We start from the raw sequence: 24,279 nt of genomic DNA, 5'->3' as shown, positions 1-24,279 counted from the left end.
CCTCCCTTCTACGCCTTCGTCGTCCCTAAATCTGCGAGCACATCAAGTATTTCCCGATAGAAATCTTCACGGGAGGATTGACGATGAATTTCTTTGTACAACTCCCCGTCCTGAATGAATAGAATTCGTTCGCAATAGCTCGCGCTATAGGCATCATGGGTGACCAACATGATGGATACGCCATGCTCTTGATTTAAGTTCGTCATCGCTGTTAATAGGCTCGTGGCATTCTTGGAATCTAGTGCTCCTGTCGGTTCGTCTCCGAGGATAATCGCTGGTTCATGAACGAGTGCCCGAGCAGCTGCGCACCGCTGCTTCTGTCCTCCTGATACTTCAGCTGGATTCTTATGTAGAATCGCGGTAATCCCCAGTGTCTCGGCTACCTTCTGCACTTTCGGTCCAATTTGGCGCGATGGCACACCTTGCAGGGATAGCGGTAATGCAATATTTTCATAGATTGTTAAGTTCTCTAATAGATTGAAATCTTGAAATATAAATCCGAGTTTCTGTGAGCGAAAATCGGATAGCGCCCCTTGCTTCATCTTCGTAATATCGCTGCCTGCAATGCGGACCATGCCTTCCGTCGCTTGATCCAGCGTGGAGATCACATTCAATAACGTTGTTTTCCCCGAACCAGACGGTCCCATAATTCCAACGAACTCACCTTCATGAATTGTGAACGATACACCATTTAGTGCATAAGATTGATTCTCTCCGGCTTTCCCATATACTTTCTTCACATTACTCACTTCAACAACTGGTGTTTTCATCTAGATCCTCCTATACGTGATATGAAGCCGTACCGACCTCATATGAGACGATGTTTTGTTTTCTTTCCTAGAATTTACCGAACTTTCGTTCAAACACCCATCGATTCAGATTACATGTATCTTACATTGTTGTAAGACTTCATAAGAAAGAGGCATCTTCCTGTAAGATAGATGCCTCAAAAGGTTTTAAAAGCAAAGCAAAAATGCAGCCGTTCATCCAAGAACTGACTGCATTTTTTGATGTTTGGATATTTATTTCTTTGTCGATAACCAATCCGCGACCCCAGCAATTTCCTCACTGGACAGCTGCCCTTTGAAGCTCGGCATTCCGCCTCGTCCGTTCGTTACAACCGCATCAATATCGCCTTTGGATAATTTGCCGCCGACTTTCTGCAGATTGGGACCTACAGCCCCCTCTAGATTGTTTCCGTGACAGCTTACGCAATTCGCCTTAAACACCGCTTGTGCATCAACCTTTGTTGTTGCTGCGCCAGTCCCTGCCCCTTCTTTGGGAGGCACTGGTGTCTTGGTGCTCGTACCACCACCGCAAGCGGACAACGCGATAACGATCAACCAAGAAAAAAGTAATGCTGCTGTTCTTTTCAAATTGATGACCTTCCCTTCAATCATGCTCAAAAATGACTGTTCTACGGTTACAATGCCCCTATTTTCACATTTCATGTATAAGAACTTCCAATTGGAACAAAATACAATTGCATAAATTGTCCAGATTCCCCAGAGGAGGTACAACATTTGGCAGAACAACACAACCATCAGCCACCAGATAAGTCGAGACGTCAATTCCTTAAATATTCAGGCGCAGCCATTAGTGGTGCTGTCATTGGCGGTGTCATTGGCGGAGCGATCGCAGGCGGTTTCAAGAAGAAAGCCCCTGTTCCAACACCCACGCCAACAACACCGGGTGGACAGGCTGCAGCTGCTGACTACAATCAAGCGACGATGTACTTTACACAAAGTCAACTTCAAATTACACAGGCTGCTGTGGAGCGGATATTCCCCAAAGACGATCTTGGACCTGGCGCTGCCGAGCTTGGCGTCGCTTACTATATTGATCATCAGCTTGCGAGCCCTTGGGGGATCAATGGACGTGAATATCGGATCGGACCCTACGTGAAAGGTGAGGCTACGCAAGGGGACTATCAAAGCATCAATCGCACCGAAGTGTTCAATCTGGGTCTCATCGCCATTCAACAAGCCAGTATGAAGAAATACAATAATAAGTTTCCTGATTTAACAGATGAGCAAAAAGATGCCATTCTGACCTCGTTGGAAAAAGGAGACATCGAAGTGATCAATGGCATTACGGGCACGAGCTTCTTCAATCTGTTACGGACTTTGACACTTGAAGGCGCCTATGCCGATCCGCTCTATGGTGGGAACAAGAATATGCAGGGTTGGAAAATGCGCAAATACCCAGGCAATCAGATGAGCTACGCCAACATTATGGAGAAAGCAGAATTTGTGGCGATGGAACCGATGAGTTTACGCGACCATATCGCACACTAGACCCTATTAAGCTAGAAAGAAGGTGCCTTTCATGGCAACAAAAATGCCAAAAGTCCCTGTCGTCATCGTCGGGATGGGTTGGCTCGGAGGGATTATAGCCGCCGAATTATCGAAACAAGGCGTCAAAGTTGTCGGGCTCGAACGCGGCAAACCGCGTGCTACGGAAGATTACTACATGGTGCATGATGAGCTGCGTTATGCGCAGCGTTACGACCTCATGCAAGATCTCTCCAAGGAGACCATAACCTTTCGCAATACGAGTAAAATGACAGCACTGCCGATGCGTTCCTATGGATCCTTCCTCCTCGGCGAAGGACTTGGCGGTGCGGGAATCCACTGGAATGGACAAACCTTCCGCTTCTTGCCCTATGACTTCGAGATATATAGCAAGACCGTTGAGCGGTATGGCAAGAAGAAAATTCCAGATGGCATGATGATCCAGGACTGGGGGATTACATACGACGAGCTTGAGCCGTATTTCTACAAGTTCGAAGAGTTGGCAGGCATCTCAGGCGAGCAAGAACAGACACCGCTCGTCGGAAAGCGGTCTAAGCCTTTCCCGACCAAGCCGATGATGAAGACTCCTATTCTCAAAATGTTCGAAGATGCAACGAAAAAACTCGGATATCACCCCTACATGATGCCATCGGCCAACTTATCAGAACAATATACGAATTCTGACGGGATTACTCGCGCAGCGTGTCAATATTGCGGATACTGTGAGCGATTCGGTTGTGAATATGGCGCTAAGGCGGATCCCGTCGTGACTGTGCTCCCTGTGGCGAATAAAACCGGGAACTTCGAGCTCAGAACTTACTCCAATGTCGTTGAAGTTCAACATGACGGCAAAAAAGCTACCGGCGTGGTCTATGTCAACACGGTAACGGGTGAACGATATGAACAGCCTGCTGATGTTGTCATCCTCGCGAGCTATGTATTCAACAATGTGAGGCTCTTACTTACATCCAAATTGGGTAAACCTTATGATCCGAAGACAGGAAAAGGTGCCGTGGGCAAAAACTATTGCTATCAGACGAACGGCGGCTCCGCAACAGGCTTCTTCGATAATAAAGAATTCAACCTCTACGCGGGCGCAGGGTCGCTGGGAATGGAAATCCCCGATTTCAATGGAGATAACTTCGACCATACAGACTTGAACTTCCTGCATGGTGCCGGGATTCGTATTTCTCAGACAGGCCAACGTCCTATTGCGACGAATCCTGTTCCGAAGGGAACGCCGACATGGGGGGCCGAATTCAAGAAGCAATCCTTGAAGTATGCGAACAGCACCTTGACTGTCTCGCCGCAAGGAAGCAGTCTACCTTGGCAGCATCATTATTTGGATCTCGATCCTACGTTCAAGGATGCTTATGGATTACCGCTCATGCGAATCACCTTCGATTTCGAAGATCAAGATCGTGAAATGATCAAGTACGTGGCTTCGAAGACAGAAGAGATAATGAAGGAAATGAATCCGACATCCATCGGCGTATCGAATAAGCTAGGTCCGTACAATATCGTACCGTATCAATCCACGCATAATACGGGCGGTGCCATTATGGGCGCTGATCCTTCAACATCCGTCGTGAATTCTTATCTACAAATGTGGGATGCGGAAAATGTATTCGTCGTCGGTGCATCGGCCTTCCCGCACAACAGCGGATACAATCCGACTGGTACCGTCGGTGCATTAGCTTACCGTGCTGTAGACGGTATCGCCAAATATTTGAAAAATGGCGGTATGGTCGTATGACAAAACAACACCATCGATAGAAACGGAGGGTTGATATGGAACAGGACAACTTGATATTTCACTTTGCGGAAGTGCGCAAACGATTGATTATCGTGGCCATTTGGTTCATTATGACCTTCAGTGCGGGACTCTATGTATCCCCAGCGATCTTGCTGTATTTGAAGTCGCAGCCTCTTGCAGAACCGATTGCTTGGAATGTGTTTTCGTTCACTGACGGGCTGTTGATCTATATGAAATGCGCCTTATTATTCGCATTATTGTTCACCGTTCCTGTCATGCTCTATCAGTTATGGGCATTCGCAAGACCGGGACTTACCGAGGAGGAGGCGTCGAGCGCCTTCCCTTATATTCCGGTAGCGTTCCTGTTGTTCTTGACCGGGATGTCCTTCAGTTATTTCGTGGTCTTCCCGATGATGCTGCGATTCATGAAACGAATGAATCACACCATTGGCGCGATTGAAACCTATGGTATTGACCGATACTTCTCCTTTCTATTCGATTTGGTCATTCCCTTAGCTGCCGCCTTTGAGCTCCCAGTGATCATCTTGTTCCTTACCCGAATTGGATTATTGACACCGGAACGCCTCAAAATGACGCGAAAATATGCTTATTTGGGACTTGCAATATTCGGCTCTTGCATCTCACCGCCAGATTTCGTCTCCCATCTATCTGTTACGATTCCTTTAATCCTGCTGTTCGAGATAAGCATCTATATTTCGAGTAGACAATGGCGTCGGATGCAGACACGTACTGAATCATGAAATGGAATTAGAAAGGATGAAGGCACATGTTCAATAATATCGGTGTATCCGGATTGATAATAATTTTGGCGATCGCGCTCATTCTCTTCGGCCCATCTAAGCTGCCACAGCTAGGAAGAGCCTTTGGCGATACTTTACGGGAATTTCGCAACTCAACCCGAGGTATGGTTGAAGAAGAAGATCATGAAGCAGATCCACAGACGAAGCAAATTGCTGAGAAATAAGTCTGACCGGTGACAAAAAAAGGAAGCTCTCCATTTTGCGACATTGGAGGCTTCCTTTTATGTATGATAGGTTGTGCTGCTAAAATCCCGAGAAAGCAATGAGCAATATCCCCGCCACGACACTGCATGCTGCAGCAATTCTACGCATACCGCTCTTCTCTTTCAACACGAGAATACCGAGCACAGTACCGAAGACAATTCCCACTTCCCGAAGCGGCGAGATGTAGGATACTTGCACATGCTGCATCGCAAATAAGAATAATAAATAGGATCCCGGTGAAAGAACAGAACCAATGATAAAAGTGTGCCAATTGGATCGAAGCACTGATTTCACACGTCTGGACTTGATCACACTTGGTGTTAATCCGATAATAAAACCAATATTCGTGAGAGCCAATAAACTTAATGGGGATAAATACAATAGATTCTGCTTATCAATCAAGGTGTAACACGTCACACACAATCCCACAGATAGAGCATAAAGCCATGGTTTGTAGGAAGTGTTGAACTGGTTCTTCTTCCAAGTCCATCCACTCATTAAGAAGAAGCCTATCAACATACACGTAATTCCAATCCAGCCCCAAGCCGCTAACGATTCACCGAATACGAGGACCCCGAGCACCGGAATGAGCAATGTCGCCGTACCACGCATCACAGGATACACTTGGGATAAATCCCCCATTTGATAGGTTCGAGATAATAAGGTTGCGTAAATGGCCTGCATGGCTATCGATAGACCCATCCACACAAAAGCAACGACAGGGAAAGATTTCGACGCCAGCTCCATAAAGAGCGTGGGAAGTAGAACGACCGTTACAGGAATGAATATCAACCATAAGAACACACTCTTATTCTCGCTTTGCTTCGTGAATAAATTCCATACGGCGTGCGCCATACCCGAGCAAAGGACGAGTATTAAGGAGATAACGACCACCTGTGTCACCTTCACTTCTTCTGTATTATGTACCAACACAATACCACACAAACACACATAAACACAATATTAAATTTGATTATCGCGTTCGCAAAAAAGAACCCTAACACCATTCGGGTCAGAGTTCTTCGTATTTACAATGAATATGTTATTTCGATTCCGTGTTCTTTGTACTTCTGCACGATGTTTTCAGAGACATGAGAGTCCGTGACAAACCGTTCAACCTCAGTGGCACCGCAGATTTTGATCAGGGAGATCGCGTCAAACTTGCTGCTATCCGCCAGGGCGATCGTACGCTTCGCATTCTTGTGCATAATCTTCTTAATTTGCATTTCTGCAAGGCCATAATCCGTAATCCCTTCGGTTAAGGTCACCCCGCTCATACTCATGAAGAATACGTCCGCATGGAACCGGCTAGCGAACTCCTCAGCCAAGTCACCAATTGTTCCCTGCTCTGAATTCCGAATAACCCCGCCGATCAGAATGATCGTATAGTTAGGCTTCGACATCAGATCATTCGCAATCGGAAGGGAATTCGTAATAATCGTTAATCGGTCGAATTTGCGCTTCAGCACTTGGGCGAAATGATTATTCGTCGTGCTCACGTCCAGTGCGATGGATTGACCTTCTTCGACGAAGGACGCCGCAATCTCCGCGAGTTCATTCTTCTCTTCCAGATAGGTATGCTCACGCAGCGTCCGAGGAATTTCACGGCTGTAATCCATTTCTGTCAGGATCGCACCACCGTGTACCCTTTTTAGAACCCCTTCACTTTCTAGGAATTCTAAATCTCTGCGAATCGTCTCGAATGATACCTGAAAGATCTGAATCAAATCCGAAGCTCTAATCGATTTCTCTTGCTGCAGCTTATGTAATATGGCTTGATGCCTTTCTTCTACGAACATCAATTTCCTCTCCTTTCTTATTCGAATATCGAAGAACAACCCTAAACACTCATTCCTCCAGTATATATGACCACTGCCCAAAAATAAACGTTCTGGCGAATCGATCACTTTTCTGCCTTAATTTTCCGAAAAAGCTTGGTTAGTACCACCTAGTCCTCTCTTGTTCCTTATTATGCTCAGATATGAGCTTATTTCGGAGTTGAAGTAAGATCTCTACGTTTATATTCATGGTACAATTAAATTTCAAAATAGGACCGTGAATAGGCAGAATAGGATGTGAACCCCGTGGATTCTTGGAAAAAAAATCTCTATGTACTCTGGGCTGGCGTTTTCTTCTGCAGTACCGCTTTCTCCATGTCAGTCCCCTTTCTTTCCCTCTTTATCAGCAGTGATCTGCATGTAACGACGAATTTATCATTATGGTCCGGCATTGCGTTCGGCATTACGTTTCTAGCGAGTGCCATGATCGCCCCGTACTGGGGATCACTCGCGGACAAATACGGTCGGAAGCCCATGCTGCTCCGCTCCGGATTCGCACTTGCCGGGATTTACGTCTTGACAGCACTCGTACAGAACCCTTATCAACTAATCGCTGTCCGAATACTCTCAGGACTTCTTGCAGGCTATGTCCCCGCTGCCATCGCGCTCGTCGGTACGAATACACCGGAGAAACATGTCGGTCACGCGTTAGGCATTATGGCCACAGCCAGTGCGGCCGGAAGTATTATTGGTCCGATGGTCGGCGGTACCATGAGCCGGTTCTTCGGATATCGGGAGACGTTCTTCCTCTCCGCTGTGGTCGTGCTCATCGCTGCATTGATCGCACTGATCGGTATTAAAGAAGAGAAATTCGATCGCAACCGTGCCCGTTCGCATGTGATTGATGATCTCAAGCAAGCGGCAAGCAATAGGCCTCTCATGAATCAATTCGTTACTGTATTGATCGTCAGCGGATCGGTCATGATTCTTGAACCACTGCTTACGCTATATGTGCTGGATATGGGCATCACGCATGGCGATGCGTCCTTCAGCTCAGGTATCATTTTCTCCGCTGTTGGGATTGCAACCGTTATTGCCGCACCACAATGGGGCAAGCTCGGAGCCAAATACGGCTATCGCAAAATCTTGATGATTGGTTTAATTGGAGGTGGAATTGGAAATCTCCTTCAAATATTCTTCCATCATATCGTTGGATTCGGTATTCTACGGTTCGTCTATGGACTCTTCTTCGCCGCCGTCTACCCTGCACTGAATGCCCTGATCGTGAAGGCGACTACACCAGACTTCCGGGGCCGCGCATTCAGCTTGAATCAATCGGCGAACCAGCTTGGCACGATGGCAGGCCCGATGATTGGCGGCGCGCTAGGTGGATGGCTGCCAATCCCGTACGTCTTCGTCATCAACGGATTGCTGCTCTTGATGACCGCAGGAACCATCCGGCTTCAGGATCGTAAGAAGCAGCAGCAGGCCGTGAATAAGCTCGCATAAATCGAAGGACCTTCACCTTGTTCATATGACGGGTGAAGGTCCTATTTTTATACTTGTTCTATTGCTCCCTGTGCTTCATAATAGGAATGTTATTTGGAACAAGGTAAATTAAGGGAGGCGATGAAATGAAATTGCGGGTATCTGCCGTACAATATCATTTACACACCATTTCGAAATTTCAAGAATTCGCGGATCAAGTCGAGCATTATGTAAGAACCGCGGATGAGTTTAATACGGATTTTGTCCTCTTTCCCGAATTTCTGACTACTCAGCTCATGTCCATCGGGAACGACAAAGCCGCAGCTCTAACCATTCAAGAACTGCCAGATTATACGGATGCCTACTTAAGTCTCTTTACAGGACTCGCAAAAAAATACGGGATGCACATTATCGGTGGAACCCATGTCATCCGCAGGAACAACAAATTGTATAATGTTGCGCATCTCTTCTATCCGGACTGTCAGGTAGCAGAGCAAGCGAAAATTCATATTACGCCAACCGAAGTCACCGAATGGAACATGTCCGCTGGCGATGGCGTTGAAGTGTTCGAGACGGATAAAGGCAAGATCGGCCTTTTGACATGTTATGATATCGAGTTCCCTGAGATCGTTCGGATGGTGCGCGCGAAAGGTGCGGATGTCATCTTCTGTCCTTCCTGTACCGATGACCGACACGGCTTCCACCGTGTTCGCTATAGCTGCCATGCACGTACGATTGAGAATCAGATCTATGTTGTTACGACTGGAACTATCGGTTCCCTGCCGACCGTCGATTTCATGCGCGGGAATTTCGGACAAGCTGCAGTCTTGTCGCCGAACGATGTACCGTTCCCACCGCGAGGCATTATCGCAGAGGGCGAGATCAATAACGACATGATTATTACAGCGGACCTTGATCTCTCGCTTCTGCATCAAGTCCGTGAGAGCGGATCCGTTACGACTTGGCGTGATCGCCGTACGGACCTCTATCCAGATTGGTAGGATGCCGTTAATGACTTACAACAAATCATTCTACGTATTTCTAGACGAGACGCCATTGCCTGTCACCATACGCAATTATCAAGAACAAGATATTGCTGAAATGATTGACATTCAACGAGAGAGCTTCCCGCCGCCCTACCCTTCCGAGTTATGGTGGAACGCAGAACAGCTGCGCAGTCATATGAAGAATTTCCCTGAAGGCGCATTGTGCGTGGAAAGTGATGGGCATCTCATTGGGTCGATGACAGGTCTTATCACACAATTCGATCCGGGACATCCTGAGCATACATGGGAGGAAGTCACGGATCATGGCTATATTCGCAACCATAATCCGAACGGAAATTCCTTATATGTGGTGGATATCGGCGTCCGACCTGCCTACCGCAAATGCGGCATCGGCAAATGGTTAATGCAGTCCATGTATGAGACGGTCGTACAGCTTCGATTGGAGCGCCTACTAGGCGGAGGACGGATGCCGGGCTATCATCGATTTGCAGATCAATTGACGCCTGAACAATATGCAAGTGCCGTGATGAAGGGTGAACTACGCGACCCTGTCATTACATTCCTGCTGCGCTGCGGCCGTACGCCAGTCGCTGTAGCCCACAATTATCTTGAAGACGAAGAATCCTGTAACCATGCGCTATTGATGGAGTGGAAGAACCCCTTCCAATAGACGATAGACATGAATCCACACAAACTGAGAGGAGCAACGATGACTATGGAATATATCCGCATAACATCGATTGAAGATCCATTGTTCACCCAAATGCATAACTTAATGAAATCTATTTTCCCACCAGAAGAAGTGCTTGCCTTCGACCTCTGGCGAGAACCGTTACAAGACCCGGATATTCGCGTATTCGTCGCTGTCCATGAAGGACAAGTTGTCGGTTCAACGGAATACCGCTATGTCACAGCATTGAACGTTGCCATGACCGATTTCACGATTATCGGCAAGCCGGGCCTTGGCATTGGACGGTTCCTGTACAAAAACCGCGAGCGCGATCTTGACCGGCTAGCTGCCGAAGCAGGCGTCCAAATGCTCGGCATGTTCGCAGAAATCTATGACCCGTATCAATCCAATGAACTAGAATTCGGCGGTGTTGCGCCGATGAATCCGATCGTACGGCGTGAAGTGCTCTCCCATCTTGGCTACCAACGACTTGATTTCCCTTACGTGCATCCATCATGGGGCAATGACGGCGAAGCAGTGGACGGTCTTGACTTCTGTTTCATGCCAAAAGATGATCAGATGGCATCCCTGCCTGGCCAACTGATCGTTGACTTCCTATCTTGGTACTATTCGGTGCTTCCGAACAAACCACAAGCATGGCTTGATATGATCGAGCAGCTGAAGGAGACGCCGGAGGTTGCTCTTCGTCCGCTATAATGCCTTTATCATCCATGCACCAAAAGACGCTCGCATCACCATGACCGGTGATGCTGAGCGTCTTTTTTACTTGCCTGCGTTTATTTGACTGGGAATGCCTTCAACAAGACCGTCATCGACTCCGCACGCGTCGTCGAGGCACTCGGCGCGAATTGATTGCTGCCCCGCCCTTGAATCCAGCCTTGCTGCACAGCAGTATCAATGGCTCCGATCGCCCATGCTGGGATCAGCTTGTCATCCGCGAAGCTCGTTCTTGCGCTTGCGTCGGTAGACAGCTTCAATGCTCTCGCGACCATCGTCACCATCTCTGCGCGGCTGATCGGCTGATTCGGCATGAACCGTTGATCCGCATAGCCTTGAATCAGTCCGAGCTCTACAGCTTGCGCCACGGCCTCACTCGCCCATGTCGGGATCGAGGCTTGATCCGCGAACGCCTTCGTACGGCCTTCGCCGCTTAGCTGCATCGCCTTCGCGAGCCATACCGTGAACTCCGCACGCGTCACGGACTGATCCGGTTTGAATGTTCCGTCCGGATACCCGTTCGTCATCCCGCGCTGCACGGCGGCTTGAATGTCCTTGGCAGCCCAGTGACCTGTGATATCTTGGAATGCAGGCTTCGGCTCGGTCGGCTTACGATTGACGGCAAAGACGGCGAATATACCGACATTACGCGTATCCGCTTGAATCGTACTGCCCGTTACCGTGCCTCCGAGTTCCACCCAACGCGCTGTTGCTTTATCGTATTGGAACACGGATGCTTGTTGATCTTTGCCTAGCTTGCTGGTATCGAACGTCAAGCTGATCTGAATCGGCTTGTCGAAGCCGCCCTTCACATCCTTCGACAATTCAAACACCGGGCTAATGGCATTCGGCTGCTGCTTCAGCATATCAGCGACACTGTCGATTTTTTTCAGCTGCAGGATCGTCGTTTCTTTCACTGCACCTGCCGGAACGGAGACGGTGATTTGCTTGCCTAAGCTGACCGCTCCCGCTTCGCCGGCTTTGATCGTCGCTTCGCCTTCCTTCACGGCTGGCGGTTGGACGGTGCCGGACGTTGATGAGCCAGGTCCAGGATTATCAGTGACTGGAGGTTTCGGATCCGGTTTATCGATAGAATCCTTCAACCTCGCGTTCAGATCGCGCAGCGTATCCACTACTGTCTCGAAATGATACGGGTATCGATCCAACAGCTTCATCACCTGATCGCGAAGCGCCGGTTTCCCTTTGCCCGTCGCGATTAACTCCTCGGCTGTACCAATTAAGTCTTTGTACGGTACCATCAGATCTTCGCCGTACACTTCGAACTCATAGATAGAATAGCCGTAATATTCGCCATAGACCGGCATTCGCTCAATGCCTTGGAATTTCACGTATCTGGCCGGCGTAGCGTCGAATACAATCGTACTCGTCTCCCGCTTATCACTGGCCGTAAGAATTTGATCGTCCTTCATCACATTGTTCCACGTTATGTTATCGGTGGAATAGAGAATCTTGAACCGTTTCGCGGCTGTCTCCCATCCGATGACGACTTTGCTAATATTTTGCGTTTTGCCAAGATCAACGGTGAACCACGAATCGTCTTTGTACGTACTCGCCCAACGCGTGAGCATATTACCATCGACCGCTTGGCTCGAAGGCACCCACGCCGCCTCCAATCCAGAGGCATCGGTTGCCTGATGCAGCGCATAGTTGTTCACATCGAGCAGCGGAATGAATCGATTATAGACTTGCAGATTATCGATTGTTCCTTTGAACGCATTAGTGGCGCTGCCGATTTTCGCGACAGGCAGGACGAGCGTCTGAATGCGCGGCACCGGCTGCGCCAGCTTCTCGACGTATTCATTCCCGTTCACATAGAGCGAGACGCCGTTGCTGTCCCCCGTGAGGAGAAGATGAGTCCATTGCCCTGCCGGCACTTTGTAATTGAATGCGCTATCATATCCTTCTTTAGAGAATCCTAATTTACCCTCGGTGCCGTGTTGCTTTAATTTCACCGTTCCCGCAGGCGATTCCATTAATACGGCATCGTCCGGATTGTCCGCATCCGGGTTAATCCACATGGATACGGTCCAGCCGAAGCCTAAGCTGTTCAGCGGAGTCTCCAAATAACTAGCACCGCCATTGAAATGGGCACCTTGCCCGTACTTTCCTTTGACGAAATCAACGTTATTGCCTGTAGCATTGTATTCGTTACCGGATGCGTCGTTGAAATTGTTTTCGAACGAATAATTAAGGACGCTTCCTTCCGTATTGTTGACTTTCACGTCATAAGAAAGGTGAGTATTCGGCGCATCTCCCATCCCCGCTGCCGTCTTCACAAATGTGTCGTAGTCCACATCGCTTCTCGCGCCATGCCACATTTTCTCGGACAACACCTGGATGGCAGGAACCAAGCGAACATGCGTATCGTCTGAGGACAGACCCGCTTCATACGAAATATCATTCCAGAGTGCGAACATGCCGCCCTTTAATTTCGGATGACCGAATGGCACTGTCTCACCGTACCATTTCACAGGTTCCCATTCGTTATACAGCAGTGAGGCATTTAAATAATCTGCATAAAGCCGCGGTACGAGGTACAAATAACTGTTGTTCGTATTAATGATGTCATATCCAAGTTCAATCGCCTGACTCGGCCCGCCATACGGTAAATGCCAGATCGCCATCGTCGCTTGATTGCTGACCGGCGTCTTGCCGGCATAGGCTTGCATGCCACCCCATAAGATTGGATGCTTGCCTTTACTGTTGATGAAGTTGATCATCGTGTCCATATACTTTCGGAAATCTTCCGTGTTTCCTCCCGCGTATTCATCTGTTCCAATTTGAACATCAGGACCGATAAATGTAGGTTCTCCACCAGCGTATCCGTCAATATATTCACTCCATAAATCCTTGACAAAATCGACGGTCTTGGGTTTAGAGACGTCGAGATGCGAACCATTCCCCAGAGAAGAATCGATTGTCGTAAAAGCACGCGAATGACCCGGCGTATCGATTTCAGGGATAATATTAATACCATAATCTTGACCTAACCGCTGCAAATCGCGGAACTCTTCTTTCGTATAAAAGCCTTCTTTACTTGTTAATTCTGGATTCCTCTCGTTTTCTAACCGAAACACACCGCGATTACCTATATCATCATTTAGATGGATTTGCAGGTCAGTCATCTTGTACCAAGCCATCATTTTGACGTAATCCCTCAGGAAATCAATCGTATAGAATTTGCGTGCCACGTCGATCATGAACCCGCGTGTCTCGTATTTCGGATAGTCGCGGGACTGCCCCTTCGGAATCTGATCATGACCTTCATCCTGCTTCAGGATTTGGAGCACAGATCGCGTCCCGCTGAATACACCCTTGACCGTTGGTGCCGTAATGGATACATAATCAGCGATATCGAGTATGTAACCTTCTTGACCTAAGACCTTATCCGACGGATTTAAGGACAAGTACAGATCTCCGCTCGATGGAGCCCCTTGGGTAACTTGCAATTCTAATCCCGTAATCGCTTTCATATCTTCTTGAAAGATCGCTGCTGATTTGGCTAACGACAGGTCATTATAGACAATCTTCGCATTCTTCGTTGAAGGCGATAATGTAAATTGATCTTTTCTCCCAATCCATTCTTGCAGGGATGGAATGACTTTCGGTTCCTCATTCAGCCCTTCGATCTGCTGATATAATCCTGTGACCGTAACTTCGAAAGACGGCGTTATCGCTTTCTGCGTTGGGTCCTCCACGCTCTGTACTTGCAGCATCACATGAACTTGTTTATCCACCAATGGAGGGTGAATGACGCCTTCCTTGTCAATGACAGGCAGCGCATCCGATCCGTAGATAGAGATTCGATAACCTTCCGGTACAGTCGGGAATGGGAACTCGGTCTGTCCTTGACTGATCGGTTCAATACCGCGAATCCCTTTGATGATTTTCGCTAGCGGGTCTTCGCTATAGACCTCAAATTCATAGAATGAATACCCGTACAAAATGCCATCAACCGGTTTCCGCTCAACCCCTACAAACTTGACGTATCTTGCTTCTCTTGACGGGAAATTTAGGACTTCCGTTCCGCCTTGGCAATTAATAATGCCATCATTCTCAAGTGTAATGTCTTCCCAATTATCACCATAGACCGAAGTCAGCACACGGTAAGACGTCGCTGGCGTCTGCCAGCGGATAATCACTTGGCCAACATCTTTTTTCTCTCCCAGATCGACTTCGAACCACTGATCATCGAATTTGTCGGAAGACCAGCGACTCGTTAGATCGCCATCGACGGCGTTTTTAGGAAAATGCGCATCATCAACTTCATTGCCCGACACCCTAACTTGCTTATGTAGCGCGTAATTTTCCCTTGCGCCGCTCGGCGCTGTTGCCGATACAATTTCTTGCGCATTAGGCATGTCAGGTGAGACAATCGCATCCGGCATATCTTCCGGAGGTGGTGCCGTCGGTAAGTCTGGCTCTGTCCCCGGTACCGGAATCTCCGGTGCCGGCTGCACAATCTCGTCCGTAACTCCTGCTCCTTCTGCGAACATCACCTGCGGATTTACGGAAAAAACAATCGAAAAAAACAAGATAACCGATAACAACAACGAACACCACTGTCGATACCTTTGGCTTGACTGCATTTCTTCATCCTCATTTCCTCGTATGAAATGATATATTGTGTTTTTTACTGCTAACTTGAGTACTCGTCATAGGCGGTTCCCGGGCGCCCATTCCTTACCAAGAGGCCTCCTCACAGTTAATACTATGAGACGTATTCGCCATAGAAAAATAGATAAGTTCTTACTTTCATATACATTTGTTTACATTTTCATCATATTAATATAAAATCCCATCAAATCTACCTTGATGGGATTCAGAACGCTATGAAATAGACTTTTGCAGATAGTAGCGTTGATGACCCAAGGGACAATTTTCTAATACGCCGAAAATCATATAACCGTGTTTCATATAAAAATCTTTGGCTTGAAAATCAAAGGTATCGACATGAATTAGATGGCATCCATGCGCTTTTGCCGCGTTCTCGATCTCTGTTAATAACCGGGACCCTAGACCCGTTTTCCGATAGTCCTCTCGTACCCACAATGCATCAATCGCAATGCATTTCCAGGCATAATGGATACAGTTTATCCCAGCAACTATGTCGCCGTATTCGTCTTTTATATGCCTATTGATAGTCTCAACTGGAATAGGTGGTTCAAAAGGCACGTGTGATAAAATCCATATCCTGCTTTGAACTTTCTAATATCCGTGTTGTATTCATGATTATTTCAATTCTCTCCTTTAACTCAGTACTTTCATTCTAAAGGAGCCAGAAATAATGTATAGACAAAAAATCGTTATAAATCATTTATGCCCTACGCTATCAAGTCGGAAGAACGCATCTGTCCATACGAAATCAATACCTGCATCCTTCGCAGCTGCTTCATCTTCAGGGCGATCACCTATATAAATAACACCCTCTGAGGCCGCTTCAGGGTTCATAGCGATATGCTCCCGAATCATCACGCCGGAAGGCTTCCGCCGGGCAACAGCTTCGCGCTTCCGATAACGAGGAATCCGTGCTTTCGGATGGCCATAGCTCACTTGGACAGCAGGATATGGCGTGAGCTCAAGAGCATCGAATACAGCATGAATTCTCTGCATCGCCTTCTTCTCTGTAATATGACCAAACGCAACACCGGCCTGATTCGTGACAATGCCAATGGAATGCCCTTGTGCCAACAAGGCGTGCAGAATCTCTTTTCGACGGGGCAAAATTGTCCAGTGATCATAATTCCGATCCGGATTATCCATATATGAACTAATCAGCGTTCCATCCAAGTCGAATAAGACCAGCATTCGCAATCCCTGCTCCCTTTTCCCATTATAAATCGCAGTTACCTGGACCATACTAATGACAAGCCTGTACGAAAAACGTTCATGGAGGTTGATGTGTCATGCATACAGTCTGGAAAGGCGCCATCAGTTTTGGGTTAGTCAACGTTCCTGTGAAAATGTTCTCGGCAACGGAAGATAAAGATATCTCGATGCGTTACATTCATAAGAAATGCAATACGCCCTTATCCTATGTAAGAAAATGCAAAACATGCGATACCGAAGTGGAGTGGGAAGAAATTTCGAAGGGTTATGAGTATGAACCTGGAAAATTCGTTATTTTCGAGAAGGATGAACTGGAGAAATTATCTGGAGAGATCACCAAGGAAATCAAGATTCTGGACTTCGTCCATTTGAACGATATCGATCCGATCTATTTCCAGAAAACGTATTATCTCTCCCCGATTGAAACTGGAGCGCATGCGTATAATCTACTGCTCGAATCGATGAAGCAAACGCAGAAAATTGGTATTTCTCAAGTATCTATTCGCTCTAAGAGCAGTCTCGCCGCCATTCGCGTGATCGACAATTGTATTGCGATGGAGACGATCTTCTACCCTGATGAGATTCGACCCGTCAGCCAAGTGCCGAACTTGCCGCAGACGCCTGTAACCGTGAACGAGAAAGAACTGGATATGGCGAAAATGTTGATCGACCAACTAACAACTCCTTTTGAGCCTGAGAAGTATAAAGATACGTACCGCGTAGCATTACTGGAAGCCATCGAACATAAAATCGCCGGAGAAGAAATTAATGTAGCACCAGCAGCACAGAAGACGAATGTCATAGATCTGATGTCGGCATTGCAGGCGAGCCTTGATGTCGTGAAGCCAGTTGTCGCAGCAGACACGGGTGGACCAGCACCTACCAAACCGAAGCCTCGCAGCCGCAAAAAGGCGAAGGAAACGGCTTCTTAAGATGGGATTCACTGGACTGCATGTTTATGGTATGACTCTTCCGATTAAGCCGATGTCCCCCATTTATCAAGATCAACTTCCGACGGGATCCGATATTGGGTATCAATTGAAGTGGGACGGCGTTCGCTCTCTCGCTGTATTATCGGAAGGGAATGTTACGCTCTATTCTAAGAACATGCTTACGCAAAATGCTGCTTTCCCTGAAATCGTAGCGCTGCTGCAGAAGCAATTCCCAAGTGGCAACCTTCTGCTTGACGGAGAGCTCGTTATGTTCGATACCGTACTGCAGCGGCCCGATTTCAAACGTATCCAACAGCGTGTTCGCAGCAAACGTGTCGTATCAACCGAATCACAATATCCAGATCATCAACCGATGTACGTCGTCTTCGATATTCTCCATGAAAACGGTTTAGATTGGGCACTCGAGCCTTTTCGGTCGCGTCATCAGCGTCTGAATGAATTATTGCCGGAGAAGCTGCCGCAGCTTTTCGTGACCGATCTATTCTTGAATGGGGACCTGCTCTGGAACTGGGTGGAGGAGCGTCAGTGGGAAGGTGTTGTCAGTAAACGCTTAACAAGTCGATACCATGAAGGCAAGAAACATCAAGATTGGTGGAAACGTAAAACATCCATCCTTCGTGAAGTCGACATCTATGGTATTACCATTCGCGAAGGCCGTATGGCAAGTATGGTCATGGTGAGCGATAGGGCTTACTTTGGCCGTGTTTCTTTAGGACTGAATGGTGCGGACAAGGAGCAATTAATGGCCTACGCAGCAACTCATCCGGCATCGAGTGCACCCTTCTCTCCACTTCCTATGGATCTAAAAAAAGAACACGTCCTGTGGCTATCTAAGCCGTTAAGCTGTGAAGTCACAGGTCTTGAAGTCACACCGCAGGGCGTACTTCGACATCCAAAAATAAGCCGTAAACCCAAAATATGAATCGATAAGGAGCAACCACATGAGCGTCGGCCAGAAAGAGAAAATCAGGATAGAAGGTAACGAACTCACCATTTCAAATCCCCATAAGCTTCTCTGGCCGGAAGCTCAAGTGACGAAGCTGGATTACTTGAACAAGCTCGTGTTTCTTGCACCATATCTGCTCCGATATTGTGCCAATCGCCATCTGACGACCATTCGGTATCCGAATGGCGTTCAGGCTAAATCGTTCTACCAGAAAAATTGTCCGACCGGGAAACCAGATTTCGTGCAGATTGCCCCATTAGAAGATATTGATTATGTGAACCTCGATTCGTTATCTACCCTCATGTGGCTTGGCAATCTGGCTTGCCTGGAATTTCACCCATCACTTCATTATATAGGGCATACGGCACCCGTCGAGTGGATCATCGACCTCGATCCGAGTCGCGACCCGGAGCCACGCATTATGGAAGCAGCGCAAGCGATTGGTGAAATTCTCGATTCGCTGCGCATTACCTCCGTACCCAAAACCTCTGGTGCTACCGGTGTACAGATCTACGTTCCTCTCCCGACCGACGAGCGGTATTCGTTCGATCAATTGCGCCAGCTCGGGCATTTCATTGCCTCTTTCGCGGTACAGAAGTACCCAAAGCTATTCACGATTGAACGGTTCAAGAAAAATCGCGGGGATTTGATCTACATCGATTATCTCCAGCATGGCTATGGAAGAACGCTCTCTGCCCCATACACACCACGCGCAAGACCGCATGCGACACTATCTACGCCGCTACTCTGGTCCGAAGTGGCTCTTCACCCCGATGCGAAAGAGTTTAATCTACATAACATTGAAGAACGATTAAAGAAGCTAGGAGATTTGATCATGCGAGTTCCTGGACAGAATTTAGATATGGTATTGGGAAAATTGGGCACTGTGGTCCATTAAGTATTAATTTGCGAGTTGACTAATCATTTTCTTTCTCCGGTAAACACTTAAAATGATTCCAACGACGCTTAGATTAACAACCATCATCGTTCCCCCATATGAGACAAATGGCATATTAATCGAAGTTATCGGCAGGATTCCAACGGACATAAGCATGTGGTAAAAGAACTTAAAACATAGGATCGAAGATAACCCGATGACCAGCGCTCTTCCGAATGGTTCCATGAGCTCGAGGGTCAATTTAACGATACGCCACAACATGATACATACTAAAATGATCAATAAAAGTCCGAAACCCCAGCCGAGACTATAAACTAAGTAAGGAAATAACATATCATTTTGGATATTGGGAAGAAGCTTGGTTCGCACTCCAAAGCCTTGTCCCCACATTCCAGCAGAGCGAAGCACTTTCGAGATGGTTATATAAAAATAACCACTACCGGACGGATCATGCATGGGATTTAGCCACCCGGAGATACGCGTTATCATGTACCCCTTATCATACATGAATAACAATGCAGCCAGTCCCATCATGAAGAATGCTGACATGCTTCCTAGAAGCAGCTTCACACGACGACTCAAGCAAACATGCATGACGATGATTCCACTGCTATGAATGATTAATCCACCGATCGAAGGAGCCGTGACGTAGAAATAACCCGGTAAAATCAGATAAAATAGGATCGTCATCCAAGTCTTAACTTGCTGACCATCATACTTCTTGCGATTGGTCACAATCATACCCGCAAAAGCAATCATGAATAAATAAGGGACAAATTCATAGATATTCACATAAAATCTTCCGGGTAGACTGAGAAATTGCTTCATACCATTCATTTTAAGACCGTACCCTTGACAGAGCACCATTAACCCGATGGCAACCCCATATATCCACCATGAATACCTCTGCCATTTGCGGTAATCGAAAAAGTATATCATGACCATAACTAGCATCCCTATCGTGACATAAGATAGTTGGTTAGGTAAAAAATTACGATCTATAGCAAAATTCATTGCATACATCGCCAAAAGACCCAAACCGACGAAGATCGCAACGAGAGCAAGTAACCCCCAGGCCATCACAGGTTTATGTGCAGTGTGGAGTTGCTTCCCTACTAGGACCGGATTACCCATCTGTACTATTGCTTGCTGTATCGCTTCCTCTTTAGACACCCCTTCAATCATCATATCATCTACGAGCTCATTCAAATGACTTAACAATTCCAATCGGATCTCTTGATGAACTTCCTTCGCCTTAATTTGACTACATACTAGATTGAGATAATCTACGATCGATCCATGTTCCAACAATGCTTCACTCATGCTTGACCCTCCCCAATCACATGATCAAGCGTTGATCGGAAAAGTGTCCATTCCTGCTTCTTCTCTTCAAGCTGTCGTCTCCCCTTATCCGTAATGCGATAATATTTACGATTTCGACCGCCTTCATCACTCCAATAAGACTCTACCAGTACATCTGTCTCCAGCGTGTGGAGAATGGGGTACAGTGTCCCTTCTTTAAGTGTAAATAGCCCGCTTGATCGTTGCTCTAGCTCTTTGACCATTTCATAACCATACATTTCCTTACGACTTAATAAAGTTAGGATCAAGATGACAGTACTGCCTTTCATTAATTCTTTGTTGATCTTCATAACGGCCTCCAATTATACATCGGAATTAGATGCATCGATTATCTAGGTATAATTATAAAGCTAGTTCCAAAATATTACAATATAATAAATCTGTTGTATGTGAGAGTGCATAACATTTGAATAGTCAATCCATTTCATTTAAGATATCCTCGAGGCTAGCCAAATGGATTTATAGATGAATGGGAGTGAATGCGATGAAATATGAATGGAGAAAACAAGAAAAAGATCTCTATCTTCCTTAAAACGAACCCGTGCTCATCACCGTGCCCAAGCAGCAATTTCTAATGATTCGAGGTAGAGGAAACCCGAACTCTACAGCATTTTCTGCGAAAGTCGAGGTCCTCTATGCTCTATCTTACGCCATTCGAATGATGCCTAAGCAAGGGTATACGCCACCTGGTTACTTCGAATATACGGTGTATCCGCTAGAAGGTGTGTGGGATCTAGCAGAGGAAAGCCGCTCTGTTGAGACATTGAACCTAGACGACTTGATCTACACGATCATGATTCGCCAACCTGATTTCGTCACAGAAGATGTTGTCAGCCGCGCGTTAGAGGCAACGAGGAAGAAGAAACCAAACCTTGCTCTTGATGAGGTTGTGTTCGATTCTATTGAAGATGGCAAGTCCGTCCAAATGCTGCATATGGGACCTTTTGCTGATGAAGTACATAGCTTCGCGAGAATGAAGCAATTCATGCAAGAGCATAACTTAGAGCTTAGCCCACGTACCCATCGCGAAATTTACTTGACGGATAATACGAAGACAGAACCCGCCAAGATGAAGACAGTATTGCGGTATTTTCATGTAAAATAGCTATGTCGTCATTTTCCGGCATTGCAGTAGATACAACGAATTGCTCGCAAAGGCCCATTCCAAATCAAGTCCTGCTCCGAAATGCTCTTCACTGGTTTGGGCTAAGCGATCAAGTTGTCTAACTTGATTATCGTTGAGACTAGCCTGGTCTTTCAGATGGTCTTCAAGCTCAACTTCAACTGTGCCTCCGTTCAATGAGGTATAAATGGCTGTATCTTGCATTCCTCTAACCAATTGACTACTCGTTGCTCCTCTATTAACCCTGTATTGATCAGGAATAATTCTACCTGATACAACACTCTCTCCTAGCCCCCAGCATGATTCAATGATCCGTTCATCAATATGCGTGATCGGATGCCTTGTAAACATCACACCTGAACAATCAGCTCTGACCGTTTGCTGTATAATAACTGCCATCTTTGGAGTCGATGTCACGCCCATTTTGTTACGATATTGATTGGCTTGATCGGAATGAATTGAGGAAGCAACCCGCCGAATTGCATTCAAAATTTGGGATCGATTCGTCAAATGAAGTTCAGTCCTAAATATTCCTGCATAACTTGCCTGAACCCCATCTTCACCGACAGCGGAAGATCTAACCGTACAGGAATCTCCTAGTAGAGATATAATTTCATCTAACCCATTTAATAAATGCTCGTTTTCATTGTTTACAATCTCCTGAACAGACGGATACGATACGCCAAAGCCCATGGGTACAGGCAATCCAGCTCGCATTGCAAATCCTAATTGTACAGCCTTCCCACCATAAGAAAATTCATCGGATACGTTCATAAGTGGTAGAATACTCATCTTGGTAACCTCACCACAATCCCTGTATCTGCATCGAGTCTGATCCGCTCACCATCTTGAATTTTCTTCGTTGCATCTTTACAACCAACAACACATGGTAAGTTGAACTCTCTAGCTAAAATAGCTGCATGACATACTAACCCACCTTTGTCCGTTACTAGACCCGAGACAAGACTTGCATAAGGTACGAAATTCGGAGCTGTCATTGAAGTAACAAGAATATCTCCTTGGTTGAGTTTCGATATATTGGCTTCATCCAGAATGACACGAGCGATACCTTCCACAACACCACGGCTTACACTCATTCCACTCGTGATGTACTCGACAACGGATTCATTTCGAGTCATCTCTACACTCGTCGTGTTCTGTCTCTCATTCAAGAGATCTCTTAATTCTTTACTCCATGGCAGATCCGCGAAAATTCCAGCTTCGACACGAGCATGTAGTTCATATATCGCACGATCAAAACAAATGATCAAATCGTATGCCTTCAGTTCTTCTTGTTTTGCCAATAATTCAATGTAACGTTGCTTGTATTTAGGAATATGTGTTTTGAAAAGATTTAAATAAGGTAATGTGGACTTCACCGCTTCACGCATCTTGATTTCATTATTCTGGATACGATCTTCTTGATAACTTAGTATTTCTTGATAAACAGTCCGTAGAATCACTTTTAATTCCTCGACTTCGTTTGGATACAAATTTCTAATTGTATTCATTGGCATTCCCCCTCTTTCATTCTGAACAACAAAAAAAGACCACGGCGTACATCACCATGGTCCTATCCCAATTACTCATGAATTAATTACGCATACAAAAAATACGTATCGAGTAAGGGCGGTACAATGAGATTACAACGCACGTTCATCATTCTGTGATTGAATTCAAACTGCTTCAACATTGAACACTCACCCTCTCCTATAAAAAGTAAATTCCTACCACAATCGTAATGTTACACTCATGATTTGTCAATTACATCCACTCTAAAAATTCAATCCGATTGCCAAAAGGGTCCTGAACATAGAAACGCTTCACACCCTCGTCCGCCCGTGCCGTATCGTCCATCACTTGAAAAACAACGAACATTGCTAGTGATATTTGGACTCTATCCCCCTCGATATCGATTTCATACAATCTTTGCATACAAAAAAAGACGACAGCTACCCATATTTTGAACAGCACCCCGTCAAGTAGACAGTACAAATAATAAAATCAGTTAAGCGGCCTTGTTCCTGAATTCCATCGGACTAAGGCCGTTTAATTTTGCTTGTAATCGTTCGTTATTGTAAAAATAGATGTAGGCCTCAATGTCCCTCTCGAGGTCATCAAAAGTTTCGTATTTATGTAAGTAATACTTCTCGCACTTTAAAGTCCCCCAGAACGACTCCATTGGGCCGTTATCGATACAACGACCAACCCGAGACATGCTCTGAGACATCTTGTTTTCGTCCAAAAGCTTCTTGAAGTCCAGTGACGTGTATTGAAAACCACGATCACTGTGAAGCATTGGTTTGCTTCCTGGAGCTAATTGGGCAGCTTGTTCTAATGTTTGGAATACCAGCGGATTGTTATTTGAATGCCCCAATACATAAGAAACAA

At 46.4% G+C, this 24,279-nt stretch carries 24 protein-coding genes; 12 read left to right on the top strand and 12 right to left on the bottom strand.

The genetic code is table 11. From position 1 onward, the window contains the following. Nucleotides 1-8: 8 nt before the first annotated feature. Both AC3WU2_RS14855 and AC3WU2_RS14850 read right to left on the bottom strand, forming a co-directional pair. Nucleotides 9-770, bottom strand: a complete 762-nt coding sequence (locus AC3WU2_RS14855; RefSeq protein ID WP_492455375.1) for an ABC transporter ATP-binding protein — start codon at nucleotides 768-770, stop codon at nucleotides 9-11. Nucleotides 771-1,022: 252 nt separating this feature from the next. Then, complete coding sequence (locus AC3WU2_RS14850; RefSeq protein ID WP_492455373.1) at nucleotides 1,023-1,451, bottom strand: c-type cytochrome; 429 nt, start codon at nucleotides 1,449-1,451, stop codon at nucleotides 1,023-1,025. A gap of 72 nt (nucleotides 1,452-1,523) precedes the next feature. On the opposite strand from AC3WU2_RS14850, the gene AC3WU2_RS14845 reads away from it, so the two are divergent. From AC3WU2_RS14845 to AC3WU2_RS14830, 4 genes are read left to right on the top strand one after another with little or no spacing between them, the layout of a single operon-like run. Continuing rightward, a complete protein-coding gene (locus tag AC3WU2_RS14845) occupies nucleotides 1,524-2,297 on the top strand; it encodes a gluconate 2-dehydrogenase subunit 3 family protein (protein ID WP_492455371.1) in 774 nt (257 codons plus the stop codon). A gap of 31 nt (nucleotides 2,298-2,328) precedes the next feature. Further along, nucleotides 2,329-4,050 carry a GMC family oxidoreductase gene (locus AC3WU2_RS14840; RefSeq protein WP_492455368.1) on the top strand — a complete coding sequence of 574 codons (1,722 nt, stop codon included), beginning with the start codon at nucleotides 2,329-2,331 and terminating at the stop codon, nucleotides 4,048-4,050. A gap of 35 nt (nucleotides 4,051-4,085) precedes the next feature. Continuing rightward, nucleotides 4,086-4,811: a twin-arginine translocase subunit TatC gene (gene tatC, locus AC3WU2_RS14835; protein WP_018758139.1), complete on the top strand. Its 726-nt coding sequence runs from the start codon at nucleotides 4,086-4,088 to the stop codon at nucleotides 4,809-4,811. 26 nt (nucleotides 4,812-4,837) lie between these two features. Beyond that, nucleotides 4,838-5,035, top strand: a complete 198-nt coding sequence (locus tag AC3WU2_RS14830; RefSeq protein ID WP_314588575.1) for a twin-arginine translocase TatA/TatE family subunit — start codon at nucleotides 4,838-4,840, stop codon at nucleotides 5,033-5,035. A gap of 79 nt (nucleotides 5,036-5,114) precedes the next feature. Here the strand turns inward: AC3WU2_RS14830 and AC3WU2_RS14825 are convergent, their stop codons facing one another. Beyond that, nucleotides 5,115-6,005 carry an EamA family transporter gene (locus AC3WU2_RS14825; RefSeq protein ID WP_492455365.1) on the bottom strand — a complete coding sequence of 297 codons (891 nt, stop codon included), beginning with the start codon at nucleotides 6,003-6,005 and terminating at the stop codon, nucleotides 5,115-5,117. A gap of 98 nt (nucleotides 6,006-6,103) precedes the next feature. Further along, nucleotides 6,104-6,874, bottom strand: a complete 771-nt coding sequence (locus AC3WU2_RS14820; RefSeq protein WP_492455363.1) for a DeoR/GlpR family DNA-binding transcription regulator — start codon at nucleotides 6,872-6,874, stop codon at nucleotides 6,104-6,106. A 285-nt stretch (nucleotides 6,875-7,159) separates the two neighbouring features. On the opposite strand from AC3WU2_RS14820, the gene AC3WU2_RS14815 reads away from it, so the two are divergent. The 4 genes from AC3WU2_RS14815 (at nucleotide 7,160) to AC3WU2_RS14800 (ending at nucleotide 10,735) form a co-directional block, all read left to right on the top strand. Beyond that, entirely contained in the window at nucleotides 7,160-8,362 is a 1,203-nt protein-coding gene (locus AC3WU2_RS14815) for an MFS transporter (protein ID WP_379347434.1), read from the top strand. Between the two features lie 125 nt (nucleotides 8,363-8,487). Then, complete coding sequence (locus AC3WU2_RS14810) at nucleotides 8,488-9,342, top strand: carbon-nitrogen hydrolase family protein (RefSeq protein ID WP_492455360.1); 855 nt, start codon at nucleotides 8,488-8,490, stop codon at nucleotides 9,340-9,342. A 10-nt stretch (nucleotides 9,343-9,352) separates the two neighbouring features. Then, complete coding sequence (locus tag AC3WU2_RS14805; RefSeq protein WP_492455358.1) at nucleotides 9,353-10,018, top strand: GNAT family N-acetyltransferase; 666 nt, start codon at nucleotides 9,353-9,355, stop codon at nucleotides 10,016-10,018. A gap of 45 nt (nucleotides 10,019-10,063) precedes the next feature. Next, nucleotides 10,064-10,735: a GNAT family N-acetyltransferase gene (locus AC3WU2_RS14800; protein WP_492455848.1), complete on the top strand. Its 672-nt coding sequence runs from the start codon at nucleotides 10,064-10,066 to the stop codon at nucleotides 10,733-10,735. Nucleotides 10,736-10,815: 80 nt separating this feature from the next. On the opposite strand, the gene AC3WU2_RS14795 is transcribed toward AC3WU2_RS14800, so the two are convergent. The 3 genes from AC3WU2_RS14795 to AC3WU2_RS14785 all read right to left on the bottom strand — a co-directional run bounded on the left by AC3WU2_RS14795 (nucleotide 10,816) and on the right by AC3WU2_RS14785 (nucleotide 16,585). Then, on the bottom strand, nucleotides 10,816-15,366 hold the full coding sequence (locus tag AC3WU2_RS14795) for a discoidin domain-containing protein (protein ID WP_492455356.1): 4,551 nt from the start codon (nucleotides 15,364-15,366) through the stop codon (nucleotides 10,816-10,818). 241 nt (nucleotides 15,367-15,607) lie between these two features. Continuing rightward, a complete protein-coding gene (locus AC3WU2_RS14790; protein WP_492455354.1) occupies nucleotides 15,608-15,952 on the bottom strand; it encodes a GNAT family N-acetyltransferase in 345 nt (114 codons plus the stop codon). Between the two features lie 138 nt (nucleotides 15,953-16,090). Beyond that, nucleotides 16,091-16,585, bottom strand: coding sequence for an HAD-IIIA family hydrolase (locus tag AC3WU2_RS14785; RefSeq protein ID WP_492455352.1), 495 nt, complete (start codon nucleotides 16,583-16,585; stop codon nucleotides 16,091-16,093). A gap of 98 nt (nucleotides 16,586-16,683) precedes the next feature. Here AC3WU2_RS14785 and ku point away from each other — a divergent pair, with 98 nt between their 5' ends. From ku to ligD, 3 genes are read left to right on the top strand one after another with little or no spacing between them, the layout of a single operon-like run. After that, complete coding sequence (gene ku / locus AC3WU2_RS14780; protein ID WP_492455350.1) at nucleotides 16,684-17,538, top strand: non-homologous end joining protein Ku; 855 nt, start codon at nucleotides 16,684-16,686, stop codon at nucleotides 17,536-17,538. A gap of 1 nt (nucleotide 17,539) precedes the next feature. Continuing rightward, nucleotides 17,540-18,481: an ATP-dependent DNA ligase gene (locus AC3WU2_RS14775; protein WP_492455348.1), complete on the top strand. Its 942-nt coding sequence runs from the start codon at nucleotides 17,540-17,542 to the stop codon at nucleotides 18,479-18,481. A gap of 19 nt (nucleotides 18,482-18,500) precedes the next feature. Further along, entirely contained in the window at nucleotides 18,501-19,403 is a 903-nt protein-coding gene (gene ligD / locus AC3WU2_RS14770) for a non-homologous end-joining DNA ligase (RefSeq protein WP_492455346.1), read from the top strand. A 3-nt stretch (nucleotides 19,404-19,406) separates the two neighbouring features. Here ligD and AC3WU2_RS14765 read toward each other — a convergent pair whose 3' ends face one another. Beyond that, nucleotides 19,407-20,726: an FtsW/RodA/SpoVE family cell cycle protein gene (locus AC3WU2_RS14765; protein WP_492455344.1), complete on the bottom strand. Its 1,320-nt coding sequence runs from the start codon at nucleotides 20,724-20,726 to the stop codon at nucleotides 19,407-19,409. After that, nucleotides 20,723-21,055: a PadR family transcriptional regulator gene (locus AC3WU2_RS14760; protein ID WP_492455342.1), complete on the bottom strand. Its 333-nt coding sequence runs from the start codon at nucleotides 21,053-21,055 to the stop codon at nucleotides 20,723-20,725. Before AC3WU2_RS14760 ends, AC3WU2_RS14765 begins: the two co-directional genes overlap by 4 nt. Nucleotides 21,056-21,306: 251 nt before the next feature. Between AC3WU2_RS14760 and AC3WU2_RS14755 the strand changes: the two genes are divergently transcribed. Continuing rightward, nucleotides 21,307-21,870 carry a GyrI-like domain-containing protein gene (locus tag AC3WU2_RS14755; RefSeq protein WP_492455340.1) on the top strand — a complete coding sequence of 188 codons (564 nt, stop codon included), beginning with the start codon at nucleotides 21,307-21,309 and terminating at the stop codon, nucleotides 21,868-21,870. Here the strand turns inward: AC3WU2_RS14755 and AC3WU2_RS14750 are convergent, their stop codons facing one another. From AC3WU2_RS14750 to AC3WU2_RS14740, 3 genes are all read right to left on the bottom strand, one after another. After that, a complete protein-coding gene (locus AC3WU2_RS14750) occupies nucleotides 21,871-22,680 on the bottom strand; it encodes a PEP/pyruvate-binding domain-containing protein (protein WP_492455338.1) in 810 nt (269 codons plus the stop codon). After that, nucleotides 22,677-23,399 (bottom strand): PEP-utilizing enzyme, encoded by a 723-nt coding sequence (locus tag AC3WU2_RS14745; protein WP_492455336.1) that lies wholly within the window; start codon nucleotides 23,397-23,399, stop codon nucleotides 22,677-22,679. The genes AC3WU2_RS14750 and AC3WU2_RS14745 overlap by 4 nt, the downstream gene beginning before the upstream one ends. A gap of 497 nt (nucleotides 23,400-23,896) precedes the next feature. Continuing rightward, a partial coding sequence (locus AC3WU2_RS14740) for a transposase (protein ID WP_492455334.1) occupies nucleotides 23,897-24,279 on the bottom strand: 383 nt, incomplete at its 5' end.

It is taken from the genome of Paenibacillus sp. EB106-05-06-XG162 (assembly GCF_058791655.1).
The sequence above is the reverse complement of the archived record's forward strand: the minus strand, read 5'-3'. Positions and strand labels throughout refer to the sequence as shown.